Origin of the sequence: Streptomyces venezuelae (assembly GCF_008642375.1) — a bacterium.
Lineage (GTDB): Bacteria > Actinomycetota > Actinomycetes > Streptomycetales > Streptomycetaceae > Streptomyces > Streptomyces venezuelae_G.
This window is the reverse complement of record NZ_CP029194.1, coordinates 2,980,638-3,005,293: the sequence shown is the minus strand read 5'-3', so window position 1 is coordinate 3,005,293 and position 24,656 is coordinate 2,980,638. Positions and strand designations below refer to the sequence as shown.

General features: G+C 73.7%; 21 protein-coding genes. 14 read left to right on the top strand and 7 right to left on the bottom strand.

The genetic code is table 11. The annotated features are described in order from the left end of the window. Positions 1–300 precede the first annotated feature (300 nt). On the top strand, positions 301–1,134 hold the full coding sequence (locus DEJ46_RS13265) for an NYN domain-containing protein (RefSeq protein ID WP_223835462.1): 834 nt from the start codon (positions 301–303) through the stop codon (positions 1,132–1,134). A 21-nt stretch (positions 1,135–1,155) separates the two neighbouring features. Here the strand turns inward: DEJ46_RS13265 and DEJ46_RS13260 are convergent, their stop codons facing one another. Both DEJ46_RS13260 and DEJ46_RS13255 read right to left on the bottom strand, forming a co-directional pair. Beyond that, positions 1,156–2,046, bottom strand: a complete 891-nt coding sequence (locus DEJ46_RS13260; RefSeq protein WP_150266326.1) for an alpha/beta fold hydrolase — start codon at positions 2,044–2,046, stop codon at positions 1,156–1,158. A 136-nt stretch (positions 2,047–2,182) separates the two neighbouring features. Beyond that, positions 2,183–4,864 carry a DEAD/DEAH box helicase gene (locus tag DEJ46_RS13255; protein WP_150266324.1) on the bottom strand — a complete coding sequence of 894 codons (2,682 nt, stop codon included), beginning with the start codon at positions 4,862–4,864 and terminating at the stop codon, positions 2,183–2,185. 488 nt (positions 4,865–5,352) lie between these two features. Between DEJ46_RS13255 and DEJ46_RS13245 the strand changes: the two genes are divergently transcribed. Then, positions 5,353–6,075 (top strand): ferritin-like fold-containing protein, encoded by a 723-nt coding sequence (locus DEJ46_RS13245; RefSeq protein WP_150266320.1) that lies wholly within the window; start codon positions 5,353–5,355, stop codon positions 6,073–6,075. Positions 6,076–6,232: 157 nt separating this feature from the next. Here DEJ46_RS13245 and DEJ46_RS13240 read toward each other — a convergent pair whose 3' ends face one another. From DEJ46_RS13240 to DEJ46_RS13225, 4 genes are all read right to left on the bottom strand, one after another. After that, on the bottom strand, positions 6,233–6,502 hold the full coding sequence (locus tag DEJ46_RS13240; RefSeq protein WP_055641460.1) for a hypothetical protein: 270 nt from the start codon (positions 6,500–6,502) through the stop codon (positions 6,233–6,235). Positions 6,503–6,679: 177 nt separating this feature from the next. Continuing rightward, positions 6,680–6,907: a DUF3107 domain-containing protein gene (locus tag DEJ46_RS13235; protein ID WP_150266319.1), complete on the bottom strand. Its 228-nt coding sequence runs from the start codon at positions 6,905–6,907 to the stop codon at positions 6,680–6,682. Between the two features lie 168 nt (positions 6,908–7,075). After that, a complete protein-coding gene (locus tag DEJ46_RS13230; protein WP_150266317.1) occupies positions 7,076–7,735 on the bottom strand; it encodes a TetR/AcrR family transcriptional regulator in 660 nt (219 codons plus the stop codon). Positions 7,736–7,881: 146 nt separating this feature from the next. After that, positions 7,882–8,097 carry a hypothetical protein gene (locus DEJ46_RS13225; RefSeq protein ID WP_150266315.1) on the bottom strand — a complete coding sequence of 72 codons (216 nt, stop codon included), beginning with the start codon at positions 8,095–8,097 and terminating at the stop codon, positions 7,882–7,884. 141 nt (positions 8,098–8,238) lie between these two features. On the opposite strand from DEJ46_RS13225, the gene DEJ46_RS13220 reads away from it, so the two are divergent. The 12 genes from DEJ46_RS13220 to moeZ all read left to right on the top strand — a co-directional run bounded on the left by DEJ46_RS13220 (position 8,239) and on the right by moeZ (position 22,997). Next, positions 8,239–9,204: an alpha/beta fold hydrolase gene (locus DEJ46_RS13220; protein WP_150266314.1), complete on the top strand. Its 966-nt coding sequence runs from the start codon at positions 8,239–8,241 to the stop codon at positions 9,202–9,204. Positions 9,205–9,212: 8 nt separating this feature from the next. Next, entirely contained in the window at positions 9,213–10,757 is a 1,545-nt protein-coding gene (locus tag DEJ46_RS13215) for a DUF3152 domain-containing protein (protein WP_150266312.1), read from the top strand. A gap of 146 nt (positions 10,758–10,903) precedes the next feature. Then, complete coding sequence (locus tag DEJ46_RS40760; protein WP_317598890.1) at positions 10,904–10,999, top strand: Ms4533A family Cys-rich leader peptide; 96 nt, start codon at positions 10,904–10,906, stop codon at positions 10,997–10,999. 201 nt (positions 11,000–11,200) lie between these two features. After that, positions 11,201–12,934: an ABC transporter substrate-binding protein gene (locus DEJ46_RS13210; RefSeq protein WP_150266311.1), complete on the top strand. Its 1,734-nt coding sequence runs from the start codon at positions 11,201–11,203 to the stop codon at positions 12,932–12,934. Further along, a complete protein-coding gene (locus DEJ46_RS13205) occupies positions 12,931–13,905 on the top strand; it encodes an ABC transporter permease (RefSeq protein WP_190622614.1) in 975 nt (324 codons plus the stop codon). Before DEJ46_RS13210 ends, DEJ46_RS13205 begins: the two co-directional genes overlap by 4 nt. Before the next feature lie 25 nt (positions 13,906–13,930). After that, positions 13,931–14,920 (top strand): ABC transporter permease, encoded by a 990-nt coding sequence (locus DEJ46_RS13200; protein ID WP_150266309.1) that lies wholly within the window; start codon positions 13,931–13,933, stop codon positions 14,918–14,920. Beyond that, complete coding sequence (locus tag DEJ46_RS13195) at positions 14,917–16,569, top strand: dipeptide ABC transporter ATP-binding protein (protein WP_150266307.1); 1,653 nt, start codon at positions 14,917–14,919, stop codon at positions 16,567–16,569. The genes DEJ46_RS13200 and DEJ46_RS13195 overlap by 4 nt, the downstream gene beginning before the upstream one ends. Before the next feature lie 190 nt (positions 16,570–16,759). Further along, the gene (locus DEJ46_RS13190) at positions 16,760–18,421 is read left to right on the top strand and encodes a glycosyltransferase (protein WP_150274386.1); all 1,662 of its coding nucleotides are present in this window, start codon (positions 16,760–16,762) and stop codon (positions 18,419–18,421) included. A 13-nt stretch (positions 18,422–18,434) separates the two neighbouring features. Further along, positions 18,435–19,904: a hypothetical protein gene (locus DEJ46_RS13185; RefSeq protein WP_190622612.1), complete on the top strand. Its 1,470-nt coding sequence runs from the start codon at positions 18,435–18,437 to the stop codon at positions 19,902–19,904. Positions 19,905–20,049: 145 nt separating this feature from the next. Further along, entirely contained in the window at positions 20,050–21,021 is a 972-nt protein-coding gene (locus DEJ46_RS13180; protein ID WP_150266305.1) for an NAD-dependent epimerase/dehydratase family protein, read from the top strand. Beyond that, on the top strand, positions 21,009–21,755 hold the full coding sequence (locus DEJ46_RS13175) for a spherulation-specific family 4 protein (RefSeq protein ID WP_150266303.1): 747 nt from the start codon (positions 21,009–21,011) through the stop codon (positions 21,753–21,755). Before DEJ46_RS13180 ends, DEJ46_RS13175 begins: the two co-directional genes overlap by 13 nt. A 63-nt stretch (positions 21,756–21,818) precedes the next feature. Beyond that, positions 21,819–22,997 (top strand): adenylyltransferase/sulfurtransferase MoeZ, encoded by a 1,179-nt coding sequence (gene moeZ, locus DEJ46_RS13170; protein ID WP_150266301.1) that lies wholly within the window; start codon positions 21,819–21,821, stop codon positions 22,995–22,997. An 84-nt stretch (positions 22,998–23,081) separates the two neighbouring features. Here the strand turns inward: moeZ and DEJ46_RS13165 are convergent, their stop codons facing one another. Next, on the bottom strand, positions 23,082–24,650 hold the full coding sequence (locus tag DEJ46_RS13165; RefSeq protein WP_190622610.1) for an alpha/beta hydrolase: 1,569 nt from the start codon (positions 24,648–24,650) through the stop codon (positions 23,082–23,084). Positions 24,651–24,656: the final 6 nt, after the last annotated feature.

Sequence of the window (24,656 nt, the reverse complement as noted above, 5' to 3'; positions counted from 1 at the left end):
TGTTGGAGAACTGCGTTACGTAGGTGTCCAACGAGGTGCAGGTGGAAAACATTCCCTACGCTAAAGAAAATTTTCGGATGGCTAACTACTGGCGGGTAGGAGGGTGTGGCGGCAGGGCCCGGGGCGGCGGAGAATGAGCCCCGTATGAACGACGCAGAGACCACCCCCGCACCCGCCGAAGCACCCGCCGACGTCACCACCGGCGCACTCGCCGACGTGCCCACCGACGCCCATGCGCTCGACGCCCGCCTGAACACGCTCGACGCCCGTGTGGAGCGCACCAACGAACTTCTCCAGCGGATGCTGGCCGAGGTGGCCAAGACCCCGTCCACCCACGCCATCTTCGTCGACGCGGGTTACGTCCATGCTGCGGCCGGGTTGCTGGTGACGGGCACCGAGGACCGGCGCTCTTTCGACCTCGACGCCGAGGGCCTGATCGAGGCCTTCATCGACAAGGCCCGCACGATCTTCGCGGACAGCAGACTGCTCCGCGTCTACTGGTACGACGGCGCCCGGCGCCGTATCCACACCCCCGAGCAGCAGGCCATCGCAGAGCTGCCCGACGTCAAGGTGCGCCTCGGCAACCTCAACGCCAACAACCAGCAGAAGGGCGTCGACTCCCTGATCCGCACCGATCTGGAGTCCCTCGCCCGCCACCGCGCCATCAGCGACGCCGCCCTCGTCGGCGGCGACGAGGACCTCGTCTCGGCCGTCGAGGCCGCGCAGGGCTACGGGGCCCGCGTCCACCTCTGGGGCATCGAGGCGGCCGAGGGCCGCAACCAGGCCGAGGCACTGCTCTGGGAGGTCGACAGCCAGCGCACCTTCGAGCTCGACTTCTGCCGCCCGTACGTCACCCGCCGCCCCGTCACGACGTACGAGAACGAGGGCGAGCCGCCGCCCTCCCGCGAGGAGGTCCGCTTCGTCGGCGCCCAGATCGCCGCGACCTGGCTCGCCGAGCGCGGCCGGGACCGCCTCGCCGAGCTCCTGCCCGGCGCCCCCTACCTCCCGGGCCCCGTCGACCAGGACCTGCTCGTCGAGGCGGAGCGCCTGCTCAGCCGCTCCCTGCGCGGGCACGCCTCCCTGCGACGCGCCTTGCGGGACGGCTTCTGGCAGCACCTCAAGACGCAGTACTGAAGGACGGGGCGGGGGCCTTCCCTACGGTGCTGCGGCGCCGGCTTCCGCGCGGGCTGCGGCCCGCTCCCAGAAGCCGGTGAGCCGGTCCGTCAGCTCGCGCGGGTGCGACACGTTCGGGGAGTGGCCCGCGCCCTCGACCACCGTGTGGTGCGCGCCGGTGCGGGCCGCCGCCGCGGCCAGCTCCGCCGGGGGCCAGACCATCTCGTCCGCCCCGTACGCGATGTGCAGCGGCATCCGCAGTGCGAGCAGCTCCGCCGTGCCGTCCGGGTCCTTCAGGAGCAGCCGGCCGGCGCCCGAGAGCTGGGCGATCCGGGTCCGCATCCAGCGCCGCCGCAGGAAGCGCACGAGCTCCGGTGCGTCGACCGCGCCCGGCTCCTCGCCCCGGCTGTCCAGCCAGCGCGTCGCCTGCCAGACCCGCTCCTTCGACAGCAGCGCCAGCGAGCCGCGCAGCACCCGGACCCGGATCCGCTGGGGTCGCGCGACCCGGCCGGGCCCCGAGGAGAGCAGGGTGAGCGAGCGGAACGCCCGGGGCGCGAGCGTCGCCGCGGCGCGGGCGACGAGGCCGCCGAACGAGTGGCCGAGCAGATGGACGGGGCCGTCCCCGAGGGCGGCGGCCTGCGCGACCACGTCGAGCGCGAGCGCCCTGCGCCGGTAGGCGGCCCGGCCGCGCGGGCCCGGGCTCTCGTGCTGGCCCCGCCCGTCCACCGCGACGGCACGGTACCCGGCCTCGCTCAGCGGCCCGAGCAGTGCCAGGAAGTCCTCCTTGCTGCCGGTGTACCCGGGCAGCAGCAGCACCGTCCCGCGCCGCTCGCCCTCGGGAGTCGCGTCGAGGACGGCGAAGTCGCCCCGCGCGGTCACCAGGCGGCGGGCACGGGTGCGAGGCGGCAGTGCGAGGGAACGGGGCTTGCTCATATCTGGACTGTAACGGCGTGAGCGGGGACGCGACGCAGGCGCCGGGGACCGGCGGCCGTGCGGAGCGGCCGACGAGAACGGCCGTGCGGCCCGGCCCCTGGGAGGGACCGGGCCGCACGGCCGTGAGGGGGCGGGGTCAGCTCTCGGGCTGAGCCGCCGCCGCCTTCTTCGTGGTGCGGCGACGCGGAGCCTTCGGGGCCTCCTCGACGGCCGGGGCGTCGACGGACGCGGCGACGACCTCGGCGGCAGCGGCCTTCTTCGTCGTACGGCGACGCGTCGGCTTCTTCGGCTCCGAGGCGTCGGGCGCCTCGGCGGCGACGGCCTTCTTCGTGGTGCGGCGACGGGGAGCCTTCGGGGCCTCCTCGGCGACCGGCTCGGCCACGGGGGCCTCGACGGACTCGGCGACGACCTCGGCGGCGGCCTTCTTGGTCGTACGGCGGGCACGCGGGGCCTTGGCGGCCTTGGGGGCCTCCTCGACGACGGGCTCGACGACCGGCTCGGCCACGGGGGCCGCGACCGCCTCGACGACGACCTCGGCCACCGGGGCCTCGACCGTGACGGGGGAACCGGCGGGCCTGCGAGCGGTACGGCGGGCACGCGGGGCCTTGGGAGCCTCCTCGGCCACCGGGGCCGCGACGGACTCGACGACGATCTCGGCCACCGGGGCCTCGGCCGTGACCGGCGAACCGGCGGGCCTGCGGGCCGTGCGGCGGGCGCGGGGAGCCTTGGGGGCCTCCTCGGCGACCGGCGCGGCGACGGGCTCGACGACCGGCTCGGCGACCGGGGCCTCGGCCGCAGGCGCCTCGACGGTCACCGTGTCATTGGTGGCCTTCCGGACCGCGCGGCGACGGCGCGGGGCGGGAACCTCGGCCGTGACCTCGGCGACGGCCTCGACGGCGACGACCGGCTCGGCCACCGGAGCGGCGACGGCCTCGACGACCGGCTCCGCGACGGCCTTCTTGGCCGTCCGGCGACGCGGCGCCTTCTTCGGCTCCGCCGGGGCCTCCACGGGGGCCTCGACGACCGGGGCGGCAGGCGCCTCGACGGCCCGGGCGTTCCGCAGGGCGGCTGCGGCGGTCTCGACCGTCTGGAAGGAGACGGTGTCCTCGACCGGCCGCACACGCGGACGGCGACGACGCGGGGCCGGGGGAGCCTCCTGGACCACGGGGGCCGGGGCGACGGGCGCGGCCGTCACGGCCTCCGGACGGGCGGCGCGGGCACGGCGACGGGGAGCCTTCGGCTCCTCGGCGACGGGGGCCGGATCGGCCTTGGCGACCGGGGCGGCCTCCACGACCGGAGCGGCCTGGGCCACGGGAGCCACCTGGGCCACGGGAGCGGCCTGGGCGACCTGCGCGATGCCGGGGCCGCCCGGACGGGTGCGGCGACGGCGACGCGGGGTGCGCGGACCGGACTCGGCCGGGGCGTCCTCGGTCACCGAGGCGACCGCGGCGACCGAAGCGGCCGGAGCGGCGGACACGGCGGTGGCCGGAGCCGTCGACGCCGGGGCGTCACCGAGTTCGCTGCCGCCACGGGTGCGCCGGCGCTGACGCGGGGTCCGCGTACGAGCCGGACGCTCCTCCGTCTGCTCGGGCCGGTCGGTCTTCGGACCGCGGCCACGGCGTCCGCCGGGCTCGCCCAGGTCCTCCAGCTCCTCCGCGCCCAGACCCGCACGGGTCCGCTCGGTGCGGGGCAGGATGCCCTTGGTGCCCGCCGGGATGTCCAGCTCCTCGTAGAGGTGCGCGGACGAGGAGTACGTCTCGACCGGGTCGTGGAAGTCCAGCTCCAGCGCCTTGTTGATGAGCTGCCAGCGCGGGATGTCGTCCCAGTCGACCAGCGTCACGGCCGTGCCCTTCGCACCGGCGCGGCCGGTGCGGCCCACGCGGTGGAGGAAGGTCTTCTCGTCCTCGGGCGACTGGTAGTTGATGACGTGGGTGACACCCTCGACGTCGATGCCGCGGGCGGCGACATCGGTGCAGACGAGGACGTCCACCTTGCCGTTGCGGAAGGCGCGCAGCGCCTGCTCGCGGGCGCCCTGGCCGAGGTCGCCGTGGACCGCGCCGGACGCGAAGCCGCGCCGCTCCAGCTGCTCGGCGATGTCGGCCGCCGTGCGCTTCGTACGGCAGAAGATCATCGCGAGCCCGCGGCCGTTGGCCTGGAGGATGCGGGAGACCATCTCCGGCTTGTCCATGTTGTGCGCGCGGTAGACGTGCTGCTTGATGTTGGCGACGGTCGCGCCCTCACCGTCGGGCGACGTGGCGCGGATGTGCGTCGGCTGCGACATGTAGCGGCGGGCGAGGCCGATGACCGCGCCCGGCATGGTCGCCGAGAACAGCATGGTCTGGCGCTTCACCGGAAGCATGTTCATGATCTTCTCGACGTCGGGCAGGAAGCCCAGGTCGAGCATCTCGTCGGCCTCGTCCAGGACGAGGACCTTGACGTGCGAGAGGTCGAGCTTGCGCTGGCCGGCCAGGTCGAGCAGGCGGCCGGGGGTGCCGACGACGACGTCGACGCCCTTCTTCAGCGCCTCGACCTGCGGCTCGTACGCACGGCCGCCGTAGATGGCGAGCACGCGGACGTTGCGCACCTTGCCGGCGGTGAGGAGGTCGTTGGTGACCTGCTGGCACAGCTCACGGGTGGGGACGACGACGAGTGCCTGCGGGGCGTCGGTCAGCTGCTCGGGCTTCGCCCGGCCGGCCTCGACGTCCGCGGGAACGGTCACGCGCTCCAGGATGGGGAGACCGAAACCGAGGGTCTTGCCCGTGCCGGTCTTGGCCTGGCCGATGACATCGGTGCCGGTGAGGGCGACCGGGAGGGTCATCTCCTGGATGGGGAAGGGGTTGACGATACCGACGGCCTCAAGGGCCTCGGCCGTCTCGGGAAGGATTCCGAGCTCTCGGAAAGTCGTAGTCAGGGTGCTGCCTCTTCTGTGGACGCGGTACGAGGCGAACGCTGGGGGTCGTACCGTGCCGGAACACTGGCTGCCGGATCTGGGGAGATCACAGCCGGCCAGGTGGCACGGGACCACTGCCGTCGCTCGAGCGTCGTACCGCTGAGGTGACCCTTCCGCGGGTCCGCCGGAAGGGCTGTCGGGCCGGAGCCGATCGGGCCACCGACCGGGCATCCTCATTCATGAGTCGGCCCACCGTGTACGTCCGAACGTGCGAAAGCATGTCCGCATACTCAGCAGGCGCTTTATCACTGTACCCCGGAATCGTGCATGTGTGTTGGGAGAAAACGTGATGAGGGCACGGTCACACTGACTGACCAGGGCCTTCCCGGCGGCGGGAGCGGGCTATTGTGCGCTCCATGGAGACGCCTGACAACGCCACACCGACCGGGATCGCCGCCGAGGACTGGGCCACGGCATCCGCCGAGCCCCAGTACCGCGCCGCCGTGATCGACCTCCTCGGCGCGCTGGCCTACGGAGAGCTGGCGGCCTTCGAGCGGCTCGCCGAGGACGCCAAGCTGGCGCCGACCCTCGCGGACAAGGCGGAGCTGGCGAAGATGGCCACCGCCGAGTTCCACCACTTCGAGCAGCTGCGGGACCGGCTCGCGGCCGTCGAGGCCGAGCCGACCGCCGCGATGGAGCCCTTCGCCAAGGCGCTCGACGACTTCCACCGCCAGACCGCGCCGTCGGACTGGCTGGAGGGCCTCGTCAAGGCGTACGTCGGCGACTCGATCGCCAGCGACTTCTACCGGGAGGTCGCGGCCCGGCTCGACTCCGACACCCGCGGGCTCGTCCTGTCGGTGCTCGACGACACCGGCCACGGCAACTTCGCCGTGGAGAAGGTCCGTGCGGCGATCGACGCCGACCCCCGCGTCGGCGGCAGGCTCGCCCTCTGGGCGCGCCGCCTGATGGGCGAGGCGCTCTCGCAGGCCCAGCGTGTGGTCGCCGAGCGCGACGCGCTGTCGACGATGCTGGTCGGCGGTGTCGCGGACGGCTTCGACCTCGCCGAGGTCGGCCGGATGTTCTCCCGGATCACCGAGGCCCACACCAAGCGCATGGCCGCCCTCGGCCTGGCCGCCTAGGGCTCTCCTGTACGTCCGGAGCTTCTCGTACGTCCGAGGCCTCTCGTACGTCCGAGGCCTCTCGTACGTCCGAGGCCTCTCGTACGTCCGAGGCCTCTCGTACGTCCGAGGCCTCTCGTACGTCCGAGGCTTCCTCTACGTCGCCGAGCGGCGCTGCTCACGCCGCCGCTGATCGCCGCAGCCTGCGCGAGGCCGGGCGGATCAGCAGGGAGAGCAGCACCGCCGCGACCGCCACCGCACCGATGAGGGTGGCGAGGAAGTGACCGGGGCCCAGTGCCCCGTGCGTGACGAGCGCGCCGAAGACGCCGCCCAGCGCGCCGGTCATGAGGACGGTCCCCCGGGAGGGGAGGCGGTCGGCCAGCCGGTGCACGGCGGCCCAGGCCAGGGCGAAGCCGAGCAGAGCGGAACCGAGAGCTTCCAGGAACACGGCGGATCACCTCGCGGGTGCTGCGGGGCGGGTGTTGCGGTCGTAGCCCTCCTACCCCCGGCGCTCGGACGGCAATCCTCCCCGTACCCCCTGACGTGGCCGTTCGGCCGCAGGGGGACAGACGAAAGGCCCGGCGGACCGTGACGGTCCGCCGGGCCTTTCCCGTAGATCCGGGACTCAGAGGGCGCCGAAGCCCACCCGACGCACGGCGGGCTCGCCGAGCTCCACGTACGCGATCTTCTCGGACGGGATGAGGACCTTGCGGCCCTTCTCGTCCGAGAGGCTGAGCAGCTGCACCTTGCCGGCCAGAGCGTCGGCCACCGCGCGCTCCACCTCCTCGGCGGACTGCCCGCTCTCCAGAACGATCTCCCGGGGTGCGTGCTGCACGCCGATCTTGACCTCCACGGCTATGTCCCTCCGAACGGTCAGCGTTGCGCGACTTCCGCGCCGTACGCTGCACACATTAGCCCGGTGAGGGGACGCGTACGGCTCAGCGGCGGCACGCCAGGAGCGAACAGCCCGAGGGAATGCCCCGGGACCGGGACCGGGACGGGGAGGGGCCGGTGACGCGGCTCAGTGGCCCTCGGCGCTCAGCTGGCCCTCGGCCGGGTGCAGCGGGAAGCCCGCGATGCCGCGCCAGGCGAGCGAGGTCAGCAGGCCCACGGCCTTCTCGCGGGGGATCTTGGACTCGCTGGACAGCCAGTAGCGGGCGACGACCTGGGAGACTCCGCCGAGCCCCACGGCGAGCAGCATCGACTCGTCCTTGGAGAGCCCGGTGTCCTCGGCGATGACGTCGGAGATCGCCTCGGCGCACTGCAGGCTGACCCGGTCCACGCGCTCGCGCACCGCGGGCTCGTTGGTCAGATCGGACTCGAAGACGAGCCGGAAGGCGCCGCCCTCGTCCTCGACGTACGCGAAGTAGGCGTCCATCGTGGCCGCGACGCGCAGCTTGTTGTCGGTGGTGGAGGCCAGGGCCGTGCGCACCGCCAGGAGGAGGGACTCGCAGTGCTGGTCGAGCAGGGCCAGGTAGAGCTCCAGCTTTCCGGGGAAGTGCTGGTAGAGCACGGGCTTGCTGACGCCCGCGCGCTCGGCGATGTCGTCCATCGCGGCCGAGTGGTACCCCTGGGCGACGAAGACCTCCTGGGCCGCGCCGAGCAGCTGGTTCCGTCGGGCACGTCGCGGCAGGCGCGTGCCCCGAGGGCGTGCTGCCTCTGTCTGCTCGATGGCGCTCACGCGGCCTCCCAAGAATCGATCCATGCGCGCTGTCGCGCCGCGTCGCCATCGTACTTTTGGGTAACCCGGCTGTGCGCGGTGCGAACGCAGAATTTCATGGACCGGACGCCCTGGTCGACAGTCGATTCAAGATTAAACCGAACAAATCAGCGGTAGTCGTCCTCGTCGAGCGCGACGACACGCGCCTGATCGGACGCGTCGGCCTCGGTCGCCGACTCGTGCTCGATATGAGTGGGGTGCTCGTCCTCGCGCTGCTGCAGTTCGGTGTGCTGCTCGGCCGCGTCGGCCTCGGGGATTTCCTGGTCGAGCACGGCGTCCTCTTCCTCGGCGAATGTGTCCGGCTCGGTCGGATCGACAGTCATGCGGTTCCTTCCGGCGCGCGGGGTCGCGGTCCTCTCCGATGGCCCTCACTTCGAGCGTAGGAGCACACGCGCCCCGCCGCACACGCACTTGTGACGGCACCCACACACGCCCTCGCGTGATCGTCTCGTAATATTGCGGCCATGCCCTCGACCGAGCTGCCGGAAACCCGGACCGCCGCCGCACCGCAGGCGCCGCGGATCCGCCCCGTACGGGTCGCCGACGGCGAGGAGCTCCGCTCCGTCGCCCTGCCCGGACTCACCCTCACCGTGCGCGCCCGCCCCGGCGCCCGCGCCGGTCTGCCGCCCGCGCTGTACGTCCACGGCCTCGGCGGCTCCTCGCAGAACTGGTCGCCGCTCATGCCGCTGCTCGCGGACCAGGTCGACGGCGAGGCCGTCGACCTGCCCGGCTTCGGCGACTCCCCGCCGCCCGACGACGGCAACTACTCCGTCACCGGGCACGCCCGGGCCGTCATCCGGCTCCTGGACGCCGGCGGACGCGGACCCGTCCACCTCTTCGGCAACTCGCTGGGCGGCGCCGTCGCCACCCGCGTCGCCGCCGTCCGGCCCGACCTGGTCCGCACCCTCACGCTGATCTCCCCGGCCCTGCCCGAGCTGCGCGCCCAGCGCACCGCCTGGCCCACCGTGCTGCTCGCGGTGCCCGGCGTCGCCTCGCTCTTCGCGAAGCTCTCCCGGGACTGGACGCCCGAGCAGCGGGTCCGCGGAGTCCTCTCGCTCTGTTACGGGGACCCCGGCCGGGTCACCGACGAGGGCTTCCTGCACGCCGTCGAGGAGATGGAGCGGCGCCTGGAGCTCCCGTACTTCTGGGACGCGATGGCCCGCTCCTCGCGCGGCATCGTCGACGCCTACACGCTCGGCGGTCAGCACGGACTGTGGCGGCAGGCCGAGCGTGTGCTCGCGCCGACGCTGCTCGTCTACGGCGGACGCGACCAGCTCGTCTCGTACCGGATGGCCCGGAAGGCGGCCGCCGCCTTCCGTGGCTCGCGCCTGCTGACCCTGCCGGAGGCGGGGCACGTGGCGATGATGGAGTACCCCGAGACGGTCGCCCAGGCCGCGCGGGAACTGATCGCCGAAGACGGCGGGAGCTGATCCGGGGCGTGGGACGACATAGTCGCAAGGGCCCCGCGCCCTCGGTGCCCGGCACCGAGCAGCGCGCGGCGGCCGGACGGACGGCGGGGACGGCGGCGCAGGGCGCGGCCGGACAGCCCCGGACGGCGGGTACCGGGCAGACCGGGGAAGCACCCGGACAGGCCGGGGGGACGGGACGCCGGCGCAGGGCGCCGGGCGACGGCCAGGACGCCACCGGCACGCCGGCGCACGGGACACCGCAGTACGGGACACCGGCGCACGGGACCCCGCAGTACGGGACCCCGCAGTCCGGGGCGCCTCAGTACGGACCCCAGTCGTACGGCCGGCAGCCGTCCGGACCCCAGTCGTACGGCGGTCAGGGCTACGGCGGTCGGACCTCCAGCGGTCAGGGGTACGGCGGCGGGGTCTTCGACACCCCCGCGCACGGCACCCCGGGCACGCCCGCGTACGGCATCCCCGCCTACGGCACCACTCCCGTACGCGGCGGCCATCCGCAGCACGACGAGGGCGCCGGGCCGCGGCCCGAGGGCTACGGCCACCGGCGCGGCTCGCACCGGGCCGCCGCGCCCGAGCAGGACACGCATGTGGCCGAACAGGCCGACCCTCAGGGGCCGTTCATCCCCGGACCCCGGCGCGAGAGCGCGGCCGGCGCGGACGACGGCACGGAGAACGGCGACGGGACCCCGGTCGACGGGTCCGCCGGCCGGACCTTCAAGGGCCGCACCCTGACCGGTATCGCGGCCGCCGCCGTCACCACCGTCCTCGCCGTCGTCGTCGCCGGACAGGTCGCCGACCGGGCGGACGCGCCGAGCGTCGCCCACGCGGCCGACGGGCCGGCCGAGCGGGCCGAGGGCGACGACTCCGCCTCCCGCTCCGACGACCGGGTCACCCCGTCACGCCCGTCGACCGCCGCCCCTGCCGCGCCGTCCGCGTCCGCTTCGGCCCCGGCGCCGACGTACGAGCAGCTCATGACGCGTCAGTTCCCGATCGACCCGAAGTTGACCGGCTCCGGGGACTTCGAGGCCGTGCCGGGCTTCCAGAAGGCGCCGGGCAAGGGGCGCCTCGTCCGCTATCGGATCGACGTCGAGAAGGGGATCGGGCTCGACGCCCGGCTTTTCGCCTCGGCCGTGCACAAGACGCTCAACGACGAACGCAGTTGGGCCGGTCAGGGCGCGATGACCTTCGAGCGGATCTCCTCCGGGGAGCCCCAGTTCGTCATCACCCTCGCGAGCCCCGGCACCACCGGGGAGTGGTGCCGGAAGTCCGGACTCGACACGACGGTCGACAACGTGTCCTGCGATTCCGCCAGCACCGAGCGCGTGATGATCAACGCTTTCCGCTGGGCGCAGGGCTCGGAGACCTTCGGGCCCAAGGCCATGTACGCGTACCGCCAGATGCTCATCAACCACGAGGTCGGGCACCGGCTCGGGCACGGGCACGTGAGCTGCGCGACTCCCGGCGCGCTCGCGCCCGTGATGCAGCAGCAGACGAAGTCGCTGAAGGTCGACGGAATCGCCTGCCGCCCCAACCCCTGGGTGTATCCCGGAAGTTGATGTTCCGTCCGGTCCCACGGTCATCGCGCGCCGGGCGGCGTGCCGAGCGCGCGTCCGCCGAGCGATGATCACATGGTGAGACGCGCGTCTCGGGAATCCCGTATTGCGCGTTGACATCGCTCGTGCGTTCGTTCATATTTCTCGGCATGTCGCACCGTCACGTCGCCTTCGATCGCGCCGCCATTGAGCTGGCGCTCATCGGCGTGACCCGGCACGCCGTGGCCGACATTCTCTGTAGCTGACGCCAACCCGAGCGCACGTCGGCCCTCTTTCGCATTCACGTCACCGCCGACGCCTTTCCGCGCCCGGGTGTTTCCTCCCGCAGGCGCGGCTTTCCCCTGTGCTGTTCCGGTGCTCCGTCATTTCTCCCGGAAGTCGCCGCTCGCCGCTGCCTGCGCGGAATTCCCTTTTCCCGCCCGCAGTTCTCCGAGAGGTCTTCTCCGATGCGTCAATCGTCCGTCATTTCGCGCCGCGTGGCAGCGGCCGCCGTCAGTCTCGTCCTGGCCACGGGCGCCGCCGCCTGCGCGGGACCCGAGGACACCGGCGCCAAGGGAGGCGCCGCCGGCAAGGCGGCCGCGGGCACCCCGCAGAAGGGCGGCACGCTCACCGTCCTCAACAGCGAGGCCCAGTCCGACTTCGACCCCGCCCGCCTCTACACCTCCGGCGGCGGCAACGTCCCCTCCCTCGTCTTCCGCACGCTCACCACCCGCAACCGCGAGGCGGGCGCGGCCGGCAGCAAGGTCGTCCCCGACCTCGCCACCGACCTCGGCCGGCCCAACAAGGACGCCACGGAGTGGACGTACACCCTCAAGGAGGGCCTCGAGTTCGAGGACGGCACGCCCATCACCAGCGCCGACGTCAAGTACGGCATCGAGCGCTCGTTCGCCGCCGAGCTCTCCGGCGGCGCCCCCTACCTGCGTGACTGGCTCGTCGGCGGCGACACGTACGAAGGCCCGTACAAGGACAAGAAGGGCCTGGCCTCCGTCGTCACGCCCGACGACCGGACCATCGTCTTCAAGCTGCGCAAGCCCGAGGGCGAGTTCCCCTTCGTCGCCACGCAGACCCAGTTCGCCCCCGTCCCCAAGGCCAAGGACACCGGCGCGAAGTACGAGGAGCACCCCGTCTCCTCCGGCCCGTACAAGGTCGTCAAGAACGAGAACGACGGCGAGCGGCTCGTCCTGGAGCGCAACGAGCACTGGGACCCGAAGACCGACGAGGAGCGCAAGGCCTACCCGGACCGCGTCGACGTCCGGTCCGGCCTCGACGAGGCCGTCATCAACCAGCGCCTCGCCACCTCCTCCGGGGCCGACGCCGCCGCCGTCACCACCGACACCAACCTCGGCCCGGCCGAGCTCGCCCAGATCGGCTCCGACAAGGCACTGGCCGCCCGCGTCGGCACCGGCCGCTTCGGCTTCACCAACTACATCGCCTTCAACCCGAAGGTGAAGCCCTTCGACAACCCCAAGGTCCGCCAGGCGATCTCGTACGCGGTCAACCGCACCAGCGTCGTCAACGCGGCCGGCGGCTCCGCGCTCGCCGAGCCCGCCACCACCTTCCTGCCCGAGCAGAAGTCCTTCGGCTTCACGCCGTACGACCACTTCCCGGCCGGGAAGACCGGCAACCCGGAGAAGGCCAAGCAGCTCCTGAAGGAGGCCGGCTTCCCGAACGGTCTCACCGTCACGCTGCTGCACTCCACCGCCCAGAACCGGACCACCAGCCCCGAGATCGCCACCGCGGTCCAGGAGGCCCTCGGCAAGGCCGGCATCACGGTGAAGCTCGACGGCCAGGAGCCCAACTCCTTCAACGAGAAGCGCTGGAGCGTCAAGGACGCGCCCGGCTTCTTCCTCTCCCGCTGGGGCGCCGACTGGCCGGCCGGCGGTCCGTTCCTCGCGCCGATCTTCGACGGCCGCCAGATCGTCTCCAACGGCTCCAACTACAACCACGCGCAGCTGAACGACCCGGCGGTCAACAAGGAGATCGACGAGATCAACAAGCTGACCGATCTCAAGGCCGCCGCCGTCCGCTGGGGCGCCCTCGACAAGAAGATCGGCGAGCAGGCCCTCGACGTGCCCCTCTTCCACCCGGTCTACAAGCGGCTCGTCGGCAAGGACATCAAGAACGTCGTCATCAGCGACTGGACCGGCGTCCTCGACATCTCGCAGGTCTCGGTCAAGTGACCGCTCCGACCGACACGTCGGCGCCCGTGGCGGGCATCCCCGCCACGGGCGCCGCCCGGCAGGTCCGGCAGCGGCTCCGCAACCGCCCCGCCGCCCTCGTCTCCGCCGGAGTCCTCCTCCTGCTCGTCCTCCTCGCCCTCGCCGCGCCGCTGCTCGCCGCCCTCGTGGGCCAGGACCCGTACGCGTACCACGACGACCTCGTCGACTCGGCCCGCGGCGGCGTCCCGTACGGCTCCTTCGGCGGAGCGAGCGCCGACCACTGGCTCGGCGTCGAACCCGGCACCGGCCGTGACCTCTTCGTCCGCCTCCTCTACGGAGCCCGGATCTCGCTGCTCGTCGCCGTCGGCGCCACCGCCGTCCAGGTCGCCCTCGGCGTCGTCGTCGGCCTGGCCGCCGGGCTCGGCAGCCGCTGGGTCGACGGTCTCCTCGGCCGGATCACCGACGTGCTCGTCGCGCTGCCGATGCTGGTCCTCGCCATCGCGCTGACCGCCGTCGTCCCCCGGGACTTCCCCCGCCCGCTGCTGCTGATCCTCGTCATCGGCCTGCTCGGCTGGGCGGGCACCTCCCGGATCGTGCGGGCCCAGACGCTCACCCTCAAGAGCCTCGACTTCGTCGCCGCCTCCCGGCTCGCGGGCTCGGGACGCCGGCGGACCGCCCGCCGCGAACTGCTGCCCGCGCTCGCCGCGCCCGTCATCACCTACGCGGCGATCCTCGTCCCCACCAACATGGTCGTCGAGGCGTCCCTCTCCTTCCTCGGGGTGGGCGTCACCCCGCCCACCCCGTCCTGGGGACAGATGCTGTCGACCGCGCAGACCTGGTTCCGCGCCGACCCCGCGTACGTCCTGCTGCCCGCCGGACTCCTCTTCGTCACCGTGCTCGCCTTCACCGTCCTCGGCGACGCCGTCCGCACGGCCCTCGACCCGCGCGAGGCGAGCCGGCTGCGCGTGGGCACCCGTAAGGAGACCTCCTGATGACCACCCCCGGGGAGAACTCCCGATGACCCGCTACATCCTCAAGCGGCTCGCGGGTGCCGCGCTCGTCCTCCTGGCGCTCTCGGTCCTCGTGTACGCCCTCTTCTACCTGGCGCCCGGCGACCCCGCGCGGCTCGCCTGCGGGGAGCGCTGCAACCCGCAGCAGGTCGCCCAGGTGCGCGAGCAACTCGGCCTGAACGAAGGCGTCTTCGCGCAATACCTGCACTTCCTCCAAGGCGTCTTCGTCGGCCGCGACTACTCCACCGGCACCTCCGTCGCGCACTGCGGCGCACCCTGCCTCGGGCTCTCGTACCAGAGCGACCAGCAGGTCACCCAGCTCGTCCTGGAGCGGCTCCCCGCCACCGCCTCGCTCGCCCTCGGCGCCCTCGTCGTCTGGCTCGTCGTCGGCGTCGGCACGGGACTGCTCTCGGCGCTGCGCCGAGGCGGCCCGACCGAGCGGATCCTCACCGTCCTCACCCTCGCCGGCACCGGCACGCCCGTCTTCATCCTCGGACTCCTGCTCCTCATGCTCGTCTGCGCCCACCTCCAGTGGCTGCCCTTCCCGAGCTACGTCCCGCTCGGCGAGGACCCCGAGCAGTGGGCCTGGAACATGCTGCTGCCCTGGCTGACCCTCGGCTTCTTCGAATCCGCCAAATACTCGCGGCTCACCCGGAGTTCGACCCTGGAGACGCTCGCCGAGGACCACATCCGCACCTTCCGCGCGTACGGCGTGGGGGAGCGGGCCGTCGTCACCCGCCACGCCCTGCGCGGCGCCGTCCCGCCCGTCATCGCGATCAGCGCCGTCGACCTCGGCTCGATGTTCGGCGGAGCCGTGCTCACCGAGTCCCTCTTCGGCATCCCCGGACTCGGCAAGACCCTCATCGACGGCGTGCGCGAGATCGACCTGCCGGTGGTGGTCGGCGTGGTCATGGTGATGGGCGTGGCCGTCGTCCTCGCCGGTGTCGTCGCCGACCTGCTGTACGCCGCCGCCGACCGAAGGGTGGTCCTGAAGTGACCCCGCACAGCGAAGACCGCCTGGTGGAAGTCCGGGACCTCACCGTCGAGTTCGACCGGGACGGCGATCCCGTACGGGCCGTGGACGGGCTCTCGTTCAGCCTCGGCGAAGGCCGCGCCCTGGCCCTCGTCGGCGAGTCCGGCAGCGGCAAGTCCACCGTCGCGGGCGCCCTCCTCGGCCTCCACCGGGGGACGGGAGCCCGGGTCACCGGCTCCGTACGCGTCGGCGGCATCGACGTCGCCACCGCCGGGCCGGGCGAGCTGCGCAGACTGCGCGGCGGCGTCGCCGCCATGGTCTTCCAGGACCCGCTGTCCGCCCTCGACCCCTACTACGCCGTCGGCGACCAGATCGCCGAGGTCCACCGGATCCACTCCGGGGCCACCCGCCGGGACGCCCGGGCCCGCGCCGTGGAGGTCCTCGACCGCGTCGGCATCTCCGACGCGGCCCGCCGCTCCCGCTCCCGCCCGCACGAGTTCAGCGGCGGCATGCGCCAGCGCGCCCTCCTCGCCATGGCCCTCGCCTGCGAGCCGCGGCTCATCGTCGCCGACGAACCGACCACCGCCCTCGACGTCACCGTGCAGGCCCAGATCCTCGACCTGCTCCACGAGCTCCGGCGCGAGACGGGCACGGCGCTGCTCCTCGTCACCCATGACGTCGGCGTCGCCGCCGAGAGCGTCGACGAGTTGCTCGTCATGCGCGGCGGCCGGGAGATCGAACGCGGGCCCGTCGACGGGGTGTTGGGTGCGCCGTCGGAGCCGTACACGCGAAGGCTGCTCGGCGCCGTGCCCCGGCTCGACGGGCCGCTGCGGCCCGCCGTCCCCGCGCCCACGGGCGAGCCGCTCCTCGAAGCGGTCGACCTGCGGCGGGAGTTCGGGCGCGGCAAGCGCGCGGTCACCGCGGTCGACGGTGTCTCGCTCACCGTCCACGCCGGCGAAACCCTGGGCGTCGTCGGGGAGTCCGGCAGCGGCAAGACCACCCTCGGCCGCATGCTCGTGCGGCTCCTCGACCCGACAGGGGGCCGGCTCCGTTACGGGGGCAAGGAGATCGGCGCCCTGCCGGACCGGGAGCTGCGTCCGTACCGCCGCGAGCTCCAGATGGTCTTCCAGGACCCCGTCTCCTCCCTCAACCCGCGCCGCTCCGTGGGCGAGTCGATCGCCGACCCGCTGCGTGCGGCGGGGGAGCGCGACGAGACCCGGATCCGCGCCCGGGTGCGGGAGCTGCTCGACCGGGTGGGGCTCGAACCCGACCGGCACGCGGCCTACCCGCACGAGTTCAGCGGAGGCCAGCGGCAGCGCGTCGGCATCGCCCGCGCGCTCGCCGCCGGCCCCCGGGTCGTCGTCTGCGACGAACCCGTCTCCGCGCTCGACGTCACCACCCAGGCCCAGGTGACCGCGCTGCTCGCCGAGCTCCAGGCCGAACTGGGCCTCGGGCTCGTCTTCATCGCCCACGACCTCGCCGTCGTCCGCCAGGTCAGCGACCGTGTCGCCGTCATGCGCGGCGGCCGGATCGTCGAGCAGGGCACGGTCGAGGAGGTGTACGGCGCACCCCAGGATCCGTACACGCGCCGGCTCCTCGCCGCCGTCCCGTCCCTCGACCCGGTCCTCGCGGCAGAGCGCCGGGGAAGGCGTCGGGAACTGGCCGTCGCCTGACACTCCGTAACCGATCCGTCTCGTATCGCGACCGAACGCGACCGGGGTGGGAAAGTTACGTGCATTCACCCCTTCCGGTGGTGCGACGGACAACCGTCCGTCGCACCGCCGGTATCTCCGCTTACGTTCTTCCCGCTGCGAGTCGCCGGGCCAACGGTGGCCGTCGTCAAGGGAGATCGGGGGTGTGCTCGTGCGGATCGGACTGCTCACGGAAGGTGGCCACCCGTACGCCACCGGTGAGGCCGGACTCTGGTGCGAACGGCTCGTGCACGGGCTCGGGCAGCACCAGTTCGACCTCTATGCCCTCGGCCCCACCGGCACCCCGCCGCCCTCGTCGCGACCGTTGCCCCTGCCGCCGAACGCCCGGACCGTCCGCACGGGGGACGTCGCCGACCCCGACGCCGAGACCGTGCCGAGCCGCATCGAGCGGGCCGCCTTCGGCGACGACCGCGCCTCCCGCCGCGCCTACGGCCGCCGCGAGCGCCGCCGCTTCACCGAGGCCTTCCACGCCCTCGCCACCGGCCTCTGCGCCGAACACGACGAGACGTCCTTCGCCACCGGCCTCTACGCCCTCGCCGACCTCGCCCGCGAGAGCGGCGGACTGCCCGGCGCGCTCCGCTCCGACGACGCCGTCCGCGCCCTCGAATCCGCCTGCCGCGCCCCCGGCGCACGCCGGACCGCGGCGGCGGCCGTCCTTCCCGACCATCTCGCCTTCGCCGACCACCTTGAGCGCGCCCTGCGCCCGCTCTCCCTCGACTGGTACGAGGAGGAGGCGCTCGGCGCCGTCGACCTCTGCCACGCCACCGCCGGCGGCACGACCGCCCTCCCCGGCCTCCTGGCCAAACGCTTCTTCGGCACACCGCTCCTCGTCACCGAGTACGGCGTCCGGCTCCGCGCCCACTACCTCTCACCGGCCGCCGCCGACCGCTCCGCCCCTCTGCGCGCCCTCCTCGCCGGCCTCCACGGCCGGCTCGCCGCCGAGACCTACGGGCAGGCCGCGCTCCTCACCCCCGGCAACGCCCACGCGCGCCGCTGGCAGGAGAAGTGCGGCGCCGACCGCGCCCGCATCCGTACCGTCCACCCCGGACTCGCCGCCGACCGCTTCGCCGAGGTCGGCGAGGACGAGGAGAGCGGCGATCCGGCCACCCTCGTCTGGGTCGGCCGCGTCGAACCCGCCAAGGACCTCGTCGCGCTGCTGCACGCCTTCGCCGACCTCCGCGCCCGGCAGCCCGACGCCCGGCTCCGGATCGTCGCCGTCCCCACCGGCGAGCCGTGCGCCGACACGTACCTCACCCACTGCAAGGGCTTCGCGGCGCAGCTCTTCCCCGACGAGGCCCCGGTCGCGCACGCCGTCGGCGAGAACCCCGTCACCTTCGAGGAGCTCGGCGGCCCCGAGGCCCCCACCCTGGAGGACACGTACGCCTCCGCCGCCGTCGTCGTCCTCTCCAGCGTCGTCGAGGGCTTCCCGACCAGCCTCGTCGAGGCCATGTTCTGCGCCCGAGCCACCGTCTCGACCGACGTCGGCGCGGTCGTCGAGGTCATCGGCGGCACGGGCCTCGTCGTCCCGCCGCGCAACCCGCGCGCCCTCGCCGACGCCTGCCTCGCGCTGCTCAGGGACCCCGAGCGCCGCCACCGGCTGGGCGCCGCGGCCCGCGCCCGCGCGCTCGAACTCTTCACCGTCGAACAGAACCTCGCCGCGTTCCGCGGCATCTACCTGGAACTCCTCTCCCACGCGCCGGTGCGCCACCGCCCCGGGGACGGCGTGCCCTTCGCCCATCCGGCCGAGGCCCACGTGCCCGGCAGCTGGACGCACCAGGCCGTGACCGCGGGCACAGGAGCCCCCGATGCCTGAAGGAGGCACCCCCATGCGCGGCCCCGCCGCACCCACGAGCCCCGGAGCCTGGGACGCACGCTCCGAAGCCCTCCTCGGCACCCCGGCCCTGACCCCGGCCGGCACCACGACCGCCCGGGAGGAACAGCCGGACGCGCCGGTGGCCCTGGACGGGCAGACGGCCCCGGGCGTGCCGGCGGCCCCGGACGCGCCTCCGGCACCGGACGCCCCGGGCCCCCGCGCCGCCGCGCCGGCCGGGATAGCCCCGGTCACCACCGAACCACCACCTGCTGACGCGCCCGCCCCCGGAGGCGCCGACCGACCCGACGCCCCCGAGCGCGGTCTCGCCTGGACGGCCGCGACGGACCGCGCCCCGGCCGCCGTAGGCCTCGCCCCGGCCGTCGAGGCCCCCGAGCCGGCCGAGGGGACGGGTGCGCCGGCGCCCGCCCCCTCGGCCTCCACCCCCAGGCCCCGGCGCGGCACCGCCGACCCCGTCAAGGTGCTCATGCACCGGCACCGGGAGCTCTGCGAGCGCGCCGTCGACCCGCTGGAGATCGCCGCCGGGCTCGAAGCGCAGGGGTTCACGGACCGGACCGCCGCCCGCTTCCGGCACCGCGACGTCTTCTCGCTCGCCGAGGAGCTGTACGCGCGCGTGCCCCGCCTCACCGGCACGCCCCCGGCCCCGGCGCCCGCCGAGCCGGTCCGCGCCCGCTGGGTGCTCGCCGCCCTCGCGCCCGGCGCCGCCGCCGCGCTCGCCGGGCTCGGGCTCACCCTCACCGACGGGTCCGGACGCCTCGCCGCCGGCACCGCCGGGGCCCTCGCGCTCACCGGGGCGCTCGTCCTCGCCGTCCGGCGCGGACCGCTCCGCGCCCCCGGGGGCCGGACCGTGCCCGCCGCCGGCCTCTGGACCCTCTGGCTCCTCGCGTACGCGGTCGCCGGCGACGGACTCCTGGCGCAGGTGCTGACGGGCGGCCCCGACGGGCCCTGGGACCTCACCCCCGGTCCCCTCCTCGCCCTCGCCCTCGCCGTCGCCCCCGCCGCCTGGGGCGCCCACCTCTTCGCGAGCCGGGCCCGCCGCCGGATCGCCGAGAGCCGGGGACTCGCGGACTTCGCCGCCCAGGCCCGGCCCCTGCTCCTCGGCACCGTGACGCTCCAGCTCCTCGCCCTCACGGGGCTCCTGGCCCTCACCGGATTCAGCCCCGGAGCCCTCGCCCTCGGCGCGCTCCTGCTGCTCGCCCGGCTCCTCACCGTGCACGGCTTCCCCGAGACGGCCTCGGCCGCGCTCGCCGCCGCCTGCGCCGCCGAGGCACTCGCCCTCGCGAGCGTCCTCGCCGCCCGTGTCCCCGCCCCCGGCTTCGAGGCGCTCGCCGCCCCCGTGCGCGCCCTCACCGAGGCCGCCGGACCCGGGGCCGTACCCACCCTCGTCTGCGCCGCCGCCGCGCTCGGCCTGCTGGCCCACGCGACCGGCGCCCTCGCCCGGGCCTCGGCCCACGCCACCCCCTGAGGACCCCAGTGACCCCCCCAGCTCACCCGCGGAGCCGACGCCGCGGGCGGGCCCCCTTCCACCTCTCTCATCACCCCGCAAGGAGACCGAAGATCATGACCCCTCCATCCCAAGGACCGGCCGGTCGGCACGTAGGGGCCGCACGATGAGGGTGCTACTGCTCGGAGCCAACGGCTTCATCGGACGCTTCGTCGCCGACCGGCTGCTCGCCGACCCGGCCGTCCACCTCACCGCCCTCGGCCGCGGCGACGACGCCGACGTACGCTTCGACCTCGCCTCCGGCAGCCCCGGCGCGCTCACCCGCTTCCTCGACGCCGTCCACCCCGGAGTCGTCGTCAACTGCGCGGGCGCCACCCGCGGCGGCGCCCGCGAGCTGACCCGGCACAACACCATCGCCGTCGCCACCGTCTGCGAGGCCCTGCGCCGCAGCGGCTGCGGAGCCCGGCTCGTCCAGGTCGGCTGCGCCTCGGAGTACGGGCCGAGCCAGCCCGGCTCCTCCACGGCCGAGGACGCCGTACCCCGCCCCGGCGGCCCGTACGGCGTGTCCAAGCTGGCCGCGACCGAACTCGTCCTCGGCTCGGGTCTCGACGCCGTCGTCCTGCGGGTGTTCTCGCCCGTCGGCCCCGGCACGCCCGCCGGCTCCCCCCTCGGCCGCCTCGCCGAGGCGATGCGCCGCGCGATGCAGGCGGGGGACGGCGAGCTCAAGCTCAGCGGACTCGGTGTGCAGCGCGACTTCGTCGACGTACGGGACGTGGCCAGGGCCGTCCACGCGGCCTCCCTGTCCGCCGCCCAGGGCGTCGTCAACATCGGCACCGGCCGCGCGGTCCGGCTCAGGGACGCCGCCGCCGTGCTCGCCCGGGTCGCCGGCTACTCCGGCAACCTCCACGAGCTTGACGCCCCGCACGGCATCCCGCAGCGCCCCATGATCGGCGCACCCCGCACCGAGGGGACCATCGCCGACCAGCTGGCCTCCGCCCCCTACCCGTACCCCGACGGCTGCGGCCCCTGGCAGCAGGCCGACGTCAGGACCGCCCGCGACCGGCTCGGCTGGCGGCCCCGGATCAACCTGGAGGAGTCGCTCGCCGACATCTGGATGGAGGCGGCGTGTCGCATCTGACGACGACCACGGCCACGGGAGCGGTCCAGGCCCTGGGGGTGGGCGTCCCCGGCTACGCCCACCCGCTGCTCGCCCCCGTCGAGTGGGGCGAGCTGACCCGCCCGGGGACCCCGCTGCACTGGGCCGTGCTCAACGTCGCGGACGGCCCGGGCAGCCGTCCCGACCCGCACTGCCTGGAGGCCGCGGGGAAGCTCCGTAACGCCGGGGTCCGGGTCCTCGGGCACCTGGACCTCGCGCACGGCTCCCGTCCCTTCGGGGAGCTGGTCTCGGACGCCCACCGCTTCCTCGACTGGTACAAGGTGGACGGCTACTACCTGGACCGGGCCCCCGCCGACCGGGCCGACCTGGCCGGGACGCGGCGGCTCACCGCGACCCTGGAGGCCGTCCTCGGCGGTGAGGCCCACCTCGTCCTCGGGCACGGCACCCACCCCCACCCGGGGTACGCGGAGACCGCCGACCAGCTGGTCACCTTCTCCGGCTCCTGGGTGGACTACCGCTGGTCGCAGGTGGCGGAGTGGACCGCCGACTACCCGGAGGCGAAGTTCGTCCACCTCGTGCACGGGGTCCCGCGCACGCACCTCGAAGAGGCGCTGCGGATCGCCCGCTGGCAGGGCGCCGGGACGATCTTCTTCACCGACCGCGCAGGGGGTCCGGGGCAAAGCACCCCATTCCACTCGCTGCCCGGCTACTGGGACGAAATCGTCTCGCGGATCGGAACGGGTGTCTCGGAATGAGGAGGGGCGTGGCAGTGTTACGGGGAGAACAACCGTACTGACATACCGACAACCGGAGTCCCCGTGTCGCTGCCACCCCTGGTCGAGCCGGCTGCCGAGCTCACCGTAGACGAGGTCCGCAGGTACTCCCGCCACCTGATCATCCCGGACGTCGGGATGGACGGGCAGAAGCGGCTGAAGAACGCGAAGGTGCTGTGTGTCGGCGCCGGCGGTCTCGGCTCGCCGGCGCTGATGTACCTGGCCGCCGCCGGCGTGGGCACGCTCGGCATCGTGGAGTTCGACGAGGTCGACGAGTCGAACCTCCAGCGCCAGATCATCCACAGCCAGGCCGACATCGGCCGGTCCAAGGCCGCCTCGGCGCGCGACAGCGTGCTCGGCATCAACCCGTACGTGAACGTGATCCTCCACGAAGAGCGGCTCGAAGCCGAGAACGTGATGGACATCTTCAGCCAGTACGACCTGATCGTCGACGGCACGGACAACTTCGCCACGCGCTACCTGGTGAACGACGCCTGCGTGCTCCTCAACAAGCCGTACGTCTGGGGTTCGATCTACCGCTTCGACGGCCAGGCCTCGGTCTTCTGGTCCGAGTACGGCCCCTGCTACCGCTGCCTCTACCCGGAGCCCCCGCCGCCGGGCATGGTTCCGTCCTGCGCCGAGGGCGGCGTCCTGGGCGTGCTGTGCGCGTCCATCGGCTCCATCCAGGTCACCGAGGCCATCAAGGTCCTGGCCGGCGTGGGCGACCCGCTGGTCGGCCGCCTGATGATCTACGACGCCCTGGAGATGCAGTACCGCCAGGTCAAGGTCCGCAAGGACCCCGGCTGCGCGGTCTGCGGCGAGAACCCCACCGTCACCGAGCTCATCGACTACGAGGCCTTCTGCGGCGTCGTGTCCGAGGAGGCCCAGGAGGCGGCGCTCGGCTCGACGATCACTCCCAAGCAGCTCAAGGAGTGGATCGACGAGGGCGAGAACATCGACATCATCGATGTCCGCGAGCCGAACGAGTACGAGATCGTCTCGATCCCCGGCGCGCGACTGATCCCGAAGAACGAGTTCCTGATGGGCACCGCCCTCCAGGACCTCCCGCAGGACAAGCGGATCGTCCTGCACTGCAAGACGGGTGTCCGCAGTGCGGAAGTCCTCGCCGTGCTCAAGTCCGCGGGCTTCGCGGACGCGGTGCACGTCGGCGGCGGCGTGATCGGCTGGGTCCACCAGATCGAGCCCGAGAAGCCGGTCTACTAGACCGGTCTCCCAGGCGGCACAGGGAAGGGCCCGGACCTCGACACGAGGTCCGGGCCCTTCCCCGTGCTCACCCGCGGGTCGCGGTCACCCGCACGTCGTGCCGTACGTCGGGACCGTGCCCCGCAGGAAGTACGCGTCGACCGTCTTCGTCACGCACGGCGAGGTGCCGTAGGCGCCGTGGCCCTCGCCCTTGTTCGTGACCAGGACGCCGACGCCGTCCCCGAGCTCCTTCGCCATCTTCTCCGCGCCCTCGTACGGGGTCGCCGGGTCGCCGGTCGTGCCGACGACGAGGATCGGGGCCGCGCCCGGGGCGGTCGCCTCCGGCGTCTTCCGCTCGCCCTTCACCGGCCAGTTCGCGCACCAGCCGGCCGTGTCCCAGGCGAGGAAAGCCCCGAAGACGGGGGAGAGCCCGCGGAACTCCGGGATCAGCGCCTTCGCCTGCGCGGCGGTCGGGCGCTCGCTGGAGTCGGCGCAGGAGATCGCCCGCTGGGAGTGCGACTGGGTCGCGTAGTGGCCCTTCGCGTCGCGGTCGTTGTAGTAGTCGGCCAGCTCCAGCAGGGTGCCGCCGCGGCCCTGCTCGGCCTCCTTCAGGGCCTGCGTGAGCAGGGGCCAGTTGGACTGCCCGTACAGCGTGACCGCGATGCCCGTGAGCGCGAGGCCCTCGGTCAGCCGGCGCTCGCCGACGGTCAGCGGCTCGCGGTCGAGCTTCCGCAGCAGGCGCGCGATCCGCTCCGACCCGGCCTTCGGGTCCTCCCCGGTGCTCTTCAGGTAGTTGTCCAGGGCCCGCTGGAAGCCGATCGTCTGGTGGCGGGCGTGCCCGGTGGAGTCGGCGGTCGGGTCGACGACCGCGTCGAGGACGAGCCGCCCCACGCGGGAGGGGAAGAGGTGGGCGTACGTGCCGCCGAGCTGCGTGCCGTACGACATGCCGAAGTAGTGGAGGCGCTCGTCGCCGAGGACCCGCCGGACCAGGTCCAGGTCGCGGGCGGTGGCGGTGGTCGTGGTGTGCGGGAGGACCGTCGCCGAACGGCGGGCACAGCCGGCACCGAAGGCGGTGTTGTCCTTGAGGTACGCGGCCTCCTCGGCGGCCGTGTCCGGGGTGATGTCCAGCGAGGCCTCGGAGGCGGCCTGTTCGGCGTCGTCCCGGCAGACCACGCCGGCGCTGCGGCCCACGCCGCGGGGGTCGAAGCCGACCAGGTCGTAGCGCTCGCCCAGTTTCGCGTACTCCGCGGCCGCCTGGGGCAGGATCTCCACGCCGGAGGCGCCGGGGCCGCCGAAGTTGAAGAGGAGCGAGCCGATCCGGGCGCGCTCGTCGCCGGCCTCCTTGCGGATCAGCGCGACGGGGATCGTGGTTCCCTCGGGCTTCGCGTGGTCGAGCGGGACCTTGACCGTCGTGCACCGCCACTCCGGACCGGGCCGCGGGCCGCTCTCCGGGGCCTCGCAGCGCTTCCAGTCGAGGCGCTGTCCGGTCAGGGAGGCGGGGAGCGCGGGGGGAGTGGCGGCGGCCGACGGCTTGGCGTCGGTGGTCGGCGACGCCGTCGGGCCGGTGACGGACGGAGCGGCCGTCGTGCTCCCGCCGCCGCTCCCGCCGCTCGTGCAGCCCGCGACGAGCAGACCGGTCACCGCGAGCACCGTCATGCGAACGCGTATGGACATGCGTAT